Consider the following 13,149-nt stretch of genomic DNA (forward strand, 5'->3'; position numbering starts at 1 on the left):
ACGTCAGCTCCGTCGGGGGGTGGCGCGAGTGGTGTGCCGCGGTCTCCGTGCCGAGCCGGCGCCCTGGACGGGACCGGTCTGCAGCGTGACGCCCAGCTCCGTCAGGACTCGGCGGATCGTGCCGGCATGGCGGGTCAACACCCACCCCCTGTCGGTCCGTGAATCGGCGAGCGCCGTCAGCACCCGTGTCTCGGCGTACGGCAGCGGGCTCGTCGGTCGCAGGTGGACCTCGTGCTTCGCTTCCACCCAGCGGACCACCGTCGGATTCCCGGCGTTGCGGTCCAGCCCGTACATGAGTCGGCGGACGTCGTGCGGATCCTGCTCACGCATGCCGGCGACGGTGCCCGCACGGAGTTCGACGACGAAGAACTGCGTCCAGCCACCGAGCGCGTCGGCCCGCGCGAGGTACCGACCCTCGAGGCGAGGGTCGGTACCGAACCAACGCTCGGACTGGCGAGCGCCGGGATGTGCGTGTGCCGGAACGTAGAAGCGAAGTGCGGAAACCTCGACGTCTTCCGGGATCGCACCGAGACTGTCGGCGAGAAGACTCTCGGTCCAGTCCCTCAGCGACCGGCGTGGTCGGCGCGCCCAGTCCTCGAAGCCGAGGACGGGCATGCCTACGTCTGCCGCCCTGATGCGCCTGTTCAAGACTCGTCTCGCACCGTCCAGCGCGACGGCGTTCCGCAGCCTGGTGTCGAGGTGACGTACAGGCACACCGCTCACCAGCAGGCGACCGTCCGGGTCGGCCGCATCGAGTTGCACCATGCACCCGGGAACGGCCAACCACTGACCACGGGGCAGCGGGGCGAGATCCCCGACCGCGGCGAGATCCTCGAGCCGGTCCCGCAGCAGGTGCCTGCGAGCCGTCGCGTCGACGTCGCCGTCGTGAAGCGCCGCGTCGAGCCCGACCGCGCGGTCGAGCAATGTCCGCGTCGAGACGGGGGCGCGACCGCCGGTCGACGCCCACGCCACGGCACGCAGCAATTCGTAGCTGAGCTCGGCCGAAGGCGTGACAGGCGGGAGTCCGAGCGCGGTGCGCACGTGCTGTGCAGCGGACCCGGGAGGAAGCTCCTCGATCCGAGGCGCGCCGGTGATCATGCGAACCGCCGCTGGAAACGCTGAGCGAGGTGATGAACTGCTCGGCGCCGCTTCGGATCCTTCGAACCATCGAACTCGAGCGCGATGTCGACGGCCTCGGTCAGTTCGGGGCCGGACAGGCTCGAGGCCAGTGCCGGAATCATCACGCATTCCACGAGCGACGAGACAACGCCACCGTCGTTCTGGAACTCCGCGAGCCCGGCGGCGAATTTTCGGGCCGTGCCGAGCACTCCCTCGTCGATCTCGCAGTAGTCACCGAGCGCAGCTTCCATCTTGGAAATCGTCGATGCGACCCGAGACGACAGGGAGGGAAGAGGCACGCGTTCGATGACCGTCGGCGCCAAGTGGCGCGACGAGTCGGGCACCGCCCGCGGGACGTCGATTGCCACGGCGAAACCCCAGATGTCGGGGCTCAGTGGCGCAGTCGTCGTTCCTGCGGCCGCCGTCGCTGCCACGAACAGATCCGAATGCGGCGTCACGCGGGACGTACCGACAATCCGCCGCGCGGCTTCCGGAACGACGATCGCCCGGTCGGGGGTTTGCAGCCACGGCAGCAGGTAGGACTCGGTCGGGGCCTGGTTGAACGACTCGAGCACGAGCACACCGGCACCTTCGTCGCGCACACCCGCTTCGGCGCCGACCAGCAGGCCAGTGTGCATCCGTGTCACGGCGGGATTCGATGCCCGGACACCGACGAGGTCGACGGGATGGAGGAAGTCGTGCGCAATGGGAAGAGTTGCTACCCGAGCGCCGAACGCTGCGGTTGCGTATGCCGAGAGCGCGGCCGAGCCTCCGATGCCTGTCGCGATGGGCATCAGCCCCGCCCTCATTGCGGCATGGAGGCGGATCAGGGCGCTCAGGCCCACGCCGGCGGCGTCGGCGGCGGCCTGAAACACCTGTGTCACCGGTTTACCGGGCGGCACTGGGCGGGCCCGGCCACCGGCGAACGGGTTCGCTGTCGAGTAAGCCGGCTTTTCGTCCTTGCTGCCACCGGAAGAACCGACGCCGAGCGCACGGAACAGGATGGAATCGCTGAGGAGGTCGGTGGCACCGTCGACCAGTACGGCGATCCGGTCGGTCACCGAGTCCTCGAGTGACTCGAGCTGCCGGGACACGGCGTCCTCGGACTCCGCCAACTGCCGTTTCGTCTGCTCCACCTCCGACCGCAGCTCGGTCCGCTGCTTATGAAGAGCCGAGACCTCTTCGCGGAGCTGGTTCAGCGCCTGCCGTTCGGCTTCCAGCTCCTTGCCGATCTCATGCTGGGCGGCCTCGATGGCCTTCTCCCGCACTTCGGCAATCTGCCGGTCGAGCTCCGGTTTAACCTCGGGGTGCTCTCGTAGGGTCGCGGCGATGTCCTTTGCCTTCGATCGCACCACATCGCTTTCCCTGCAGATCTTCAGTGCCCTCGTGATGCGGTCGAGCTTGTACTGCCGATCGTCGAGACGGTCACCTTCGCGCAGCGCATCGGCTGCCTTCTGCATCAGGGCTTTGGTCGCCAGGAATCCGGGAACTCCGATCGAGGACTTCTCGGCGACGGCGACGGCATCGCGCACAGCCGTCCTCAGGATTTCGGCATCGGATCGGCAATCGAGGTGCCCGGTCACCGGCGAGGCGGGGGCGCAGTAGTACCGCCCGTTGGGCATCGAGAATATCGCGCCTTCCTCCTCGCGGTACGGGACACGCTCGAGTCGCACGGAATCTGGAGGAACGAAGAACCGCGCCCCGTTGATTTTCGGAGTAAGCGGCCCCACGAGGAGTTCGTCCCGGCACCACGCATAGACGTCCTTGCCCGCCCTGATTTCCTCGCTGACTTCTTGGCGATCGCTTGTCAGACGCTCGATCGCCTCGTCGTACGAGAAGAGTCCGTAGTCCAGAACCGGACACAGGAACTCCGCCTTGGATACTGCGAAGTGGTCCGGCTCGCCTTTTCCCTCGGCAAGTTCGAACAACGCCACCGCACCGGTGTGAATGTCGGGCCACGGTTGCCGCCAGAAGACCTTGCCCCGAGTCGGGTAGTGATCCGGGTCCGCGGCCTTCCAACCGGTGCCGTTGTCGTCGTGGACGGGTGTCACGACGGCGAAGCGGTCATTTCTGAAGTCGACCTGGCCGACGACGCGCGTACCGGGGATCACTGCCATGGACCCACATTAGGCAATCGGCGTATCCGGGTCGTAGCTGCCCTGCCCGTGCTGATCTGCCAGTGGGGGGCAACTGGATTCGACTCGGTGTCCGACGAGAGGGCGTATGCGGCAGGCCAGTTGGATCGACGAGCATGCACCGGCGGGGGCTCAGCGGGGCGGGAGCGCCCGGATCGCGGAAACTCGAGGCGGAGGAACCCCAGATTTCCCGCCTCGATCTCGATGCCCGTCGCCGTGGCGACTCGTTGCCGGATCCAGTCCGTCGCCGCAGAGGAACCGACCGACCGAACTGATTCGGTGCGATCGTCAGGGAAATCTGCTGTGACGGTATATCGGAGCGCCGGGATGTCGGTATGGAGAACTGGTGCCACGTCGCGGGTTGCGAATCGGTGCGACGTGTAGGGGAGCAGAACATCGTCGGCATGTCGCACGCACCAGACGGCAGCCGAAACGTCGAGTTCGATGTCGCGTTCGGTGACGATGTCCACCCGGGCGACATCCCGTTCCGCATCGGTCCGAATGCGCAACGCGCCTGATTCGACAGCGGTGACTGCATAGGCGGGCGCTGATCCCGCCACCCGCCTGCGTCCCAGGCTTTTCGCATTCATGGTTGCGTACGATTCCGCGGCCAGAACACCCGCCTGAGGTGACGGCGCGACGACGATCGGATCGCCGAGAAGAAAGCGAGGCACACCACCGGCGCCGTACTCGATGGGCGGCGACACGATTCGTGTCTTCTCCCGGCGCTGCTCGATGGTGATCCCGAACTTGCTCAGCCACCGGTAGGCGGTGAGGTCGATCGAACGAGGCAGTCGAACCAGCCACGCATGCCACGTGCCTTCGGAAGTGGAGGTCGTCGACAGGGAGACTACGTCGAGCGCGCCGGGTGGAGCACAATGAGCCGGGCCGACGAGCACCACTCTGTCACCCCAATGAACCGGTGTCGCCCAGTCGTATCGACGGAAGGTCCCGCCGCGGTAGGGGACGAACAGCACCCCGTTCGGTGAAAGCCCGGTCAGGGTGCTTCGCCACCGGTTGGGTCGGATGCCCGATGGCCACTGGCCCACTGTGTTGACAGTGGTGTGCTGCCGTGACGGTTCTACCTTCACTGTCGTGCGACCGGCCCCGGGCCACAGCGATTCTGCCCGCAGTTTCCGAGGACGCGAACCGGGGCGGTGCAGTTCGAGTCCGTCGAATGCGAGAACCGAAGGCAACGAACGGCGGCTCTCCGCTATGGACAGTGTCTCGAGATCGAAGAACAGCGTCCATCCGGTGCCGTCGTCGTGCAGGTGCAGGAACAGGGGCGTACCTGCCTCGCCGTAGAAACCGCCGGGCGACCCGTAGTTGCCGGATCCGGGATGGTACTGCTCGCACAGCGGCGTGCCCTCGCCCGGATTGTGCGCGAAGTGAGGAACCTTCGATCCGCCGCGTGGGTGCACCCGGCCGCAGCAGCACGGGCACACGTAGGCACGGCGGCGGCCGGCATCGGCGGCGGACACCAGGCGTTCCAAGGCCAGGTCGAAAGCGTGTTCCACAGTGTCAGTGCACCTTTCGCGCAGCGATCCGTCAAAGTGCCGCCCGAGTGACGGATCAGTCCGACAACAGGGACGTGAAATGCTTGTGGGCGAGTTCCATGTCGCGCTCGCGATCGACGCCTACGAAGGGTTCTACGTAGGTGATTCCGTCGACGGTGAGCTCCGACGATTTCAAGGCGCCGCGTTTCCGGTATTCGGATGCGAGCTTGCCGGGAAGCTGCCGGCCATTTGCGTCGTACAGGGCGTCGCGCTCGTACTTCTGCAGAACCGGGAACTGCGTGCGATAGATCGTGAGAAGTTCCTCGGCGGTGATGCCGAGCATGATCGCGACGATGGCGTCGATCTCCACCAGTGCCTGGCGACGATCGGCGGCGCGGCGCAGAGGAGTGGACCACTCCCACTTCGGACCGACGGCGGCGAGCGGGGCGCGATCGGTGTAGTCGACGCCGATGTGGGGGACCCAGGAGTCACGCTCCCACTCCCTGTTGTACAACTCCTCCCATAGCGGGGAATAGAGCCGGATCAAGCAGTTCAGCCGGAGACTTCGCAGGATTAGTTGGGCTTGTAGCGGGTGACCGCGGAAGTGCGGAAGGCGGCGCACGACGCCGTGCTTCAACTCGGATACTCCGGCCGCCTTGATGAAGAAGTCAGCCGGCAGGGAGGACCACATGCCGTTGGCAATGGCGAGGTCCTGTGAAGTGGGCAGTTGCGCCGACAGGACCGTTCCCACGAAGCAAGGCCCGGGAGGAACGATAGCCGAGTGGAGGGTTCTCACTGTGGCGGAATCGGCCATTCGTCGCCACGCGAGGCGGAAGTACGACGAGCTGGGTTCGCCGTGCCATTTGGGGTAGGCGGCGATGTACTCGTCGTACGGTTTCGCGACCTGGTAGTTGGTGCGAGGAATGAAGTCCTCGCGGGTGGTTTCGAGGTCCAGTTCCGTGTAATCGCGGTTCGTGGTGCCAGTCGTGTTCGGTTGTTTAGAGAGCGGCGTAGCGACGGTCAAGTGCGGACCTTGCAAGATGACCTCTCCCCAGCGGTTAGGGATCGCGGAGGAAGATTCGAAGAATCCCAACTTGCGGTCGGCTGATTCATGCCAGCCCGCCGTCCATTCGAAGTTGATATCCCCAAGTCTGGGCGCTGCCGCAATCTTGTCGAGCACCTTGGCGCTGGCTTGGTTCACTGGGTACAGCATTCGAGCCTCGGCCGCGGGAGTCCCAGGTTCGTCGATCAGCGCCGCCCACGTAGCTAAAACGTGGGAGTTGACCTTCACAATCCGATTGCGGTGCGGAGTTGCGTTCCAGTTGCCGTCCACGTCCTTAAGGCCAGGCTCAGCTCCCGACCCGTCGTGAGTGAGCGAACGGGTTGCAGTGTCAGGATGGAATAGAGATGACGCTTGTATGAAACTCGGTTCGTTTTGGCGCCTGCCATAGGTATGAACCGCGTAATGGATATGCCGGTCAATCTCGCTGAATAGGTGCAGTGCATTTCGGAATTCCCAATGGCGCCGAAGTCGTTGATAGGTTTCCCGTCGTAGCGCTCTTGCCCGCAGCTCCGTGAAATGACTATCAGGATGGATAAGTCCCACTGTCCCATTCGGTGCAGTCGATCGCCACGTTCGTTCCATAAAGCAGCGGTACAGATCGGGCTGCAGTCCCGCCAGCACTGGGCGATCTACGTTGGAGCCGAGGTGTTCCTTCAAACCAGCCTGCCGGGCGCGCTCGTCCAGGAAAGCATCCAACGCATCAGACTGAGCTAGGGTCTCCTCGCGATTCTTCCGTTTCACAGCTTCCGCTGGCCTGTCCGCTAACTGCCACCACGGATCGAACTCAGCCAGCACGCCAGCCTCATCCCAGTCTGGCCGCACCCACGGGGGATTACCAACCTGCAGATCGAAACCGCCGCGCGCGAACACCGGTGCGAAGTCGAGTTCCCAATGAAAGAACCCTTGGTCCTTGGCAATTGCCTCGGCAACTGTCAGCCACCGGAATCCGTCGAGCGCTTTGGTGATCGGCAGCGACTGCGAGAACGTACGGTCGGTGTCTTCTGCGACGTCGAGTTCACGCCAATCGAGATCCCCTGCAAGACTGGTCTGTCCGTACTTCTCGAACTTACCTTCTTTCGGCGGCACGCCAAGGAGCGCTTCGAGGCCACCCACCCACTGATCCCAATCCGGCGGTGCGATGTCCGTCGTCAACGGCCACGACCACAATGCACACCACGCGTCCATCGCGCGGCGCAGTCGGCGGTAGGCGCCGTTCTCGTCGTGCAGCACCTGCTCGATCTGCTCCCGCGTGACGGCAGGGGTGTACCTGGCCTCCTCGGCGCCGAATATGTGAATTATGCGGCGCGCTTCCGATTCGGCAATGGTCAAGCGGCGCAGCGTGAACTGCCACAGCGTCTCGACGCGGTGCGCGAGCGCCGCCAGGCGCTTCTTGATTGCCGGGCTCGGATTCGCGCGGATGCTGTTGCGCCACAAGCGCAGTTCCTCGCGCTTGTCGGGCGCGTAGGTCTTCGCCTCTGGGGTGTCGATCACCGCACCCCAGCCCTGGCTCGGCAACAGAAAGTGATGGATGCCGCCGCCGATCTCCTCACCGAGCGGCACGTCCTTCGGCGACGTGGATAGCCACGCCTTCTTGGTGAGCTGGGTCGGCGCATACACCGAGCGCCGCGCGCCGATCAGCGAATTGCCGCGTCGAAGGTGCAGGCCGAACCACGGCGCTTGCAGCCCTGCGACCATCGTGTCGAGCCATAGCGAGATCTCGGCCAGCTCCACGGCGGTGGCGTTGAGGTCCACCCCGTACACCTGGTGCAGAGCGATGTGCGCCTTCACCTTCTGCAATTCGACCGGATACTGATCGGCGTCGATCAGCTGCTCGAGGTCCTCCTGCTTGCGTTTGAGGTACTCGGCGGCGAGCTGCCGGACCGCCTCGATCGCGAAGGCCCCGGAACCCAGCGCCGGCTCGCAGATCGTCATTTGCAGGATCTCTTCAGGTGTGGTGCGGGTGTCGTTCTGATCCAGCAGCTCCTCGAGCGCTTGGGACACCACGAACTTCGTCAGCACCTCAGGGGTGTAGTACGACGCGGACTGCTGGCGCTCGCGCCCCGCCAGCCGGAAGACGAAGGTGCCCTTGTGGTGGACGACGGGAGTCCACTCGCCTGTCGCCTCTTTCTGGGTCTTGACGAAGTCGGATTCCGAGAGGTGATCGGCCCCCGTCACCGGCACCACCCACGAGCCCTTCTCCGGGTCGCCGTTCTTCGCTACCTCGTAGAGGTCCTCCTCGGCGAAGAACCCCGTGTAGGACATCAGACCCTCGTACACGGCGCCGAGCTGATTGATGCCGAGTTCCGCGTAGCTGATGAAGCCGCGGTCGGCACCCTTACGGCCCTTCGCCTCCTTCGACAGCAGCAGACGCTCGAGCACCTGCTGCATCGCCTCGTTGCCGAGCCCGACCTCGTCGATCAATGCCGTGGCAGCGGGGGCGAACAGGTCGGCGCGCAGCGGCTGGAACTCGAGTCCAGGCGCGGGATCGTCCGCCCCGACGTCCGCCGATTGGGGCGTGTGGCCGCGGTCGACCAGCCGGAACAGCGTCGCCAGCGACTCGTACAGGTGCGTACCCTGCTTGGCCTGTGGCGAGACCAGCTCGGTCAGCGTCAGCTCCCGCAACCTGTCCAGCCCGTATCCTTCGCCGTATTCCGGCGCGCCGGTCGGGAGTACCCGCATCTCGGGTGACGCCTCGGCGTACAGCAGGAACAGGATGCGGTACAGGAAGCGCAGCGAGTGTTTCGCGAGCTCTTGGCCGTCGATGCCGTCGAGAGGAAGCTCTCGCGCAGCCCGTCGTCGCACTACCTCGTTGGCGATGATCTCGATGGACAGCCGGATGCCCTCCCGCAGGTCCTTCGACACGCCCACGGTGTGCTTGACCGAATCCTCGAGCACCCCGGTCCACCAGATGTTGCCGTCGGCGTCCGGTGTGAGGGCATGCTGGCCGAACATCGCGACCACGCGGTCGAGTTCGCCGCCGCGGGCCTCGTGGCGGCGCTCGACGACCACCAGCAGGTCGACCGCGAGATAACGGCCCTCGGCCCACCGCTCGGCCTCGGCGAGCAGAATCCATCGCCCGGCCTGCACCACGGCGAACGCGGGCGGCTCGTCGGCGCGGAACACCGCCGAGACCACCTTCGACACGGCGGCGAGCGGCTTGTTCTCCTCCTCCGCCGGTTCGATCAACCGGCCGGTCTCGGGATCGAGCAACTCGTCGACGGAGTCGACCGGCTGGGCCTGCAGGAACAGCACACCGCTCGCCTTCGGCAGCGCGGCCGCCGGCACGACGAGTTCGGTGCCGGCGCGGTTGCCGTGGAAGTCGCTCAGGTCGCCGGGGAAGCCGAGGGCTCGCCGGACGAGTGCGTGCGCGGCGGCGGCGGCGTCCGGGTTCTCGGCCAGTCCGGCGAGTCGTACCTGCAGGTCCGAGCACGCAGAGACAAACTCCTGCCGCACGGTGGTGCGGCCCTCCTTGGCTTCGGCGTCCCAGTGTTTGCGCAGGTCGAGGACCTTGCCCTGGAACGATTCCTTCACCGAGTCGGTGGTGAAGTAGTGCTCGCTGATCCAGTCCTCGCCGATGACGATGGAGTCGAAAGAAGGCACGACCTACTTAACCTTTCCGTACGTGGGGGAGGAGGCGAAGCCGGCGTCGTGGGCAACGGGAGTGTCGGAGGGGGCGATCACGAGGAGCGGCCGCACGAGTTGCTGTGTAGGCGCGAGTAGTTCGGCAAGGCGTTGCTCTTCGCGGATCCGTTGGGCGAGCTTGTTTACGCGGGTCTTCTGGGCGCCGAACATCTCGAGTTGCTCTGCGTCGGCATGCCAGCGGTCGGCGCGCTGCCGCCACGCAGCGAGGCGGCGCTCAGCGGCCGCCTCGTGCTCGGCGAGCACCATGTACATCGCCTTCTGGGCGTGCGCGACCGCGCTGGGCACCAACGCCTGGTAGCGCTCGACGTCGGCGACCGGGCCGGGATTGGCGGAGCCGGGCCGCAGCCCTGTCTCTTCGGTTAGGAATCCGAGGTCTTCGCGGGTTTCGACCATGCAGAAATCCGGGTTGGTGAGATTGGGGAACTCGGCGGTGGAGAACACCCGCGAGATGAGCTGGCCCCGCTTGTTCGTCAGTGTGCCCATCAGCAGCACTGTCGGGACATCGATGTCGCCGCGGACGACGAAGATCTGGTTGCGTCCCAGGGCCGTCAGTGCCCGGTCGCTGGCCCAATCGAGGACGGGGTGGAGGGGGCCGAGATAGTGTGCCTCGGGCCAGGTGGTGTCGTTGATGCCGTTGCCTTCGCGGGCGATCCGCAACTGGGCGTCGCCCACAGAGGGGGAGGTGGCGAGTTTCAGCCGCTCGAGAACCCGGCCATGCTGCAGATAGTTCTGAGGCAGTTGACCGAGGCGCTGCCGGAGATCTTTCGGCGGAATCAGTTCCGCGATCGAGTGGGCCTCGTGGTGGATCCAGCCGACGCCGCCCTGGCTCGGAGCGTTGCCGGGGGCGTCGTGGAACGTCGCGTGCAGGGCTTCGTCAAGGAAGGTGACGTCGTCCGTGTACAGGCTGTGCCGTGGCGCCTCGGGGAGGTGCTCCTCGGATGGGGGTGCGGTGTCGAACTGAGCGAAGAAGGCGTCGAGGTCGTCGCCGTCGAGGATGTCGTCGACGCTGCGCACCTCGTCGTCGATGGTCGCTTTCTGCGCGAGAACGTTGCGGATCGCCGCTTCCTCTTCGCTCACACTGTGTTTACCCATGAGTGAGGCGACGTCGCCGAGGGTGGAGTGCGCCTGATTCTCGCGTTCGAGCAGACGGGAGAGTACTCGCAGGTCGCCGGAGAAGTCGGGATCGGACGGCTCGAGGACCAGCGATGCGATGACGGGTGGATGCTTTTGCCCGTAGCGGTCGATGCGGCCGTTGCGCTGCTCGATGCGGATGAGCGACCAGGGGATGTCGTAATGGATCAGGTGATGACACTGAGCGTGCAGGTTCACGCCTTCCGAGGCGACGTCGCCGGTCACGAGTACCCGGATCGGCGAGGTCTCCAGTTTGAAGCTGTCGACGATTTCCTGTTGTTCGACGTCCGACAGGCCGCCGTGCAGCATCGCGATGTTCTCCGGCTTCAGTTTCAGCGCCTTCGGCAGATGCTCAGACAACCACCGAAGGGTGGCGACGCGCTCGGCGAACACCACGGCGCGCATCGTCGAGCCGGGGCCGACGCCGACCTCGTCCAGTCGCTCGACGAGCGCCGCGAACTTGCCGGCCGTCTCGTCGAGCGCGCGCGCATTCAGCTCATCGAGCATCGTTAGTGCGGCGAGTTCGGCGCACTGCTGCGGATCCGAGTCGCTGAGTTTGCTGCGCCGCTGCCGGATCGATTCGGCCAGTGCGGCGGGGGAGGACAGGAACGCCTTGGCCAGGGTCCACGGGAACAGCGCCTTGGTGTCGCCCGAGTACGGGGAGTTGCCCGAGCGTGGATGCAACCACGTTCGGGACAACTCCGCGGCGACCGCGTCCTCCGCAGGTGAGGGCATAACCAAACGGTGCACCGGCTCCGCCCGCTCGGCCCAGTCGCCGCCCACCTCGGCCGCGACCTCCGGGTGATGGCGGTGTCGGCGGATCAACAGCCGCTCCACGTCTTCCTTGGTGAAGGAACCGTCTGGGGCGACGACCGTCGGGTCGAGCAATCGGAGCAGTTCGGCGAAGGATTCCTCACGCCCGTTGTGCGGGGTGGCCGACGCGAGGATCAGCGCCTCGGTGTTCGGCGCGAGCACGCGGGCGAGCTCGTTGTTCTGGGTGCCCACATTGGTGAGGTTGTGCGATTCGTCGATGACCACCGCGTCCCAGTGCTGACGCTCGAGATGGGCCTTGTAGCGGGGACTCTTGAGCGTGTCGATCGAGATGATCGCCCGCTTGAAGTAGGTGAACGGATTGCGGGTGGCCGGCAGCTTCTGCCGCACCTTCTGGATGCCGGCCGAGTCCAGTCGCACGAACGGCAGCGCGAAACGACACCACAGCTCATGCTGCATCTGCTCGAGCACATGCTTAGGGGTCACGACGAGGATCCGCTCGCCGCGGCCGCGCCGCACCAGCTCGGACAGGATCATGCCGATCTCGAGGGTCTTACCCAGGCCAACGGCGTCGGCGATGAGCAGACGCGGCCGAATGTGTTGCGGGTCGAGCGCCTTGGCGACGGCCGTGCGCTGGTAGGCCAAGGAATCGGCGAGCATGCGGGTCGACACCGTCAACGACTGCTCCCCGTATGGGACTGGCGTCTTGCGCAGCAGTGCTTCGAGCCACAGTCGGCTGTTGCGGTATCCATCGGAGCCGTCGGCCACCACCTGAGCCTTCGCCGGATCGAGCACCTCGATCCGGTCCAGATTCGAGTAGAACGCGGCGGTGCTGTCGGCGACGAGTTCCGACAGGCCCCGGGCTCGGACGAGCCACCCGTCGGAGCCCTGCTCGGCCTGGGTGACCAGCCACTCCTCGTCCCGCACCACGATGATCGAGCCGGGGGCGACGTTGAGTTCCGCCGCGTCCAGTGCCGGCGGCTCGGCGGAATTCGACGTGGCGCTCAACTCGGCTACCCGCTTTCTGGTGTGATCGACAAGGACCGGTCCGTTGCGAGGAATGATGCCAGCACCCTCCTCGGCGCCGCGTGCGCCCGGTCGGGGACGGACGGTGTCGTCCTCCCCGCGCTGTCCGGTCGGTGGGTGGGTCGCCGGCGTGCCGATCGCTCCTCGCGGGCCGGGCTCGTCGTGCCGGTCCACCTCACCGGCCTCGATCAGTTCCGCCCATACGATGTCCCGCAGTGTCTTGGAGTTCCTCAGATCCCGGAGGTACGTCATCTGGGCCCTGGTGCCCTTGACCAGGCCGTGTTCGTTCCGCGCCTTCTGGAGCGCGTCGACGATCCGGTGCCGGGATTCCTTGTCGCGCCGGAGCCAGGATTCCCTGAGCGTGGGCCACGCCTCGCGAACGAATTCGACCGTGGGGCGGGCGCCATAGACCGTTCGCAGCGCGTCGGCCGGGCCTGCATCGGGGTCGTAGATCTCGAGAAGCGCATCGCTCAGGTCCCGGAGAAGCGCGGGTGGGAGGTTCGACCACTTGAACTTGTACCTGGGCACCGCAACCTCGAGCTTCCGCGTGAACCGGTGTCGGACTTCGGTCCGTCCTCGGACGACCCGAGTGGAACACACTTCTCATCGTGGGACGCGCAGGACACGTTAACTTCCCGGCCGGCGGCGGCTGTGCCCGCTGCTGGTCGGGGCGGAGTCTCTGAATCGATCCACCGTGGCCGGACCGGTTACAACCCCGCCCTGTTTGCGACGTCTGTCGGTGTGATGTGGCACAGTGCGCGCAGGA

Annotated in this window: 5 protein-coding genes; all 5 read right to left on the reverse strand. The window is 65.8% G+C overall.

Annotation, left to right across the window (positions count from 1 at the left end; all coding sequences use genetic code 11):
- Nucleotides 1–3: 3 nt before the first annotated feature.
- From ACWPQI_RS11300 to ACWPQI_RS11320, 5 genes are read right to left on the reverse strand one after another with little or no spacing between them, the layout of a single operon-like run.
- The gene (locus ACWPQI_RS11300; protein WP_474738813.1) at nt 4–1,098 is read right to left on the reverse strand and encodes a hypothetical protein; all 1,095 of its coding nucleotides are present in this window, start codon (nt 1,096–1,098) and stop codon (nt 4–6) included.
- Nucleotides 1,095–3,236 (reverse strand): hypothetical protein, encoded by a 2,142-nt coding sequence (locus ACWPQI_RS11305; RefSeq protein WP_474738814.1) that lies wholly within the window; start codon nt 3,234–3,236, stop codon nt 1,095–1,097. Before ACWPQI_RS11305 ends, ACWPQI_RS11300 begins: the two co-directional genes overlap by 4 nt.
- Nucleotides 3,227–4,771 carry a competence protein CoiA family protein gene (locus ACWPQI_RS11310; RefSeq protein ID WP_474738815.1) on the reverse strand — a complete coding sequence of 515 codons (1,545 nt, stop codon included), beginning with the start codon at nt 4,769–4,771 and terminating at the stop codon, nt 3,227–3,229. Before ACWPQI_RS11310 ends, ACWPQI_RS11305 begins: the two co-directional genes overlap by 10 nt.
- A 55-nt stretch (nt 4,772–4,826) precedes the next feature.
- Complete coding sequence (locus ACWPQI_RS11315; RefSeq protein WP_474738816.1) at nt 4,827–9,413, reverse strand: Eco57I restriction-modification methylase domain-containing protein; 4,587 nt, start codon at nt 9,411–9,413, stop codon at nt 4,827–4,829.
- A gap of 3 nt (nt 9,414–9,416) precedes the next feature.
- Nucleotides 9,417–12,911 (reverse strand): helicase-related protein, encoded by a 3,495-nt coding sequence (locus ACWPQI_RS11320; RefSeq protein WP_474738817.1) that lies wholly within the window; start codon nt 12,909–12,911, stop codon nt 9,417–9,419.
- Nucleotides 12,912–13,149: the final 238 nt, after the last annotated feature.

It is taken from the genome of Rhodococcus sp. LMD, assembly GCF_056108245.1.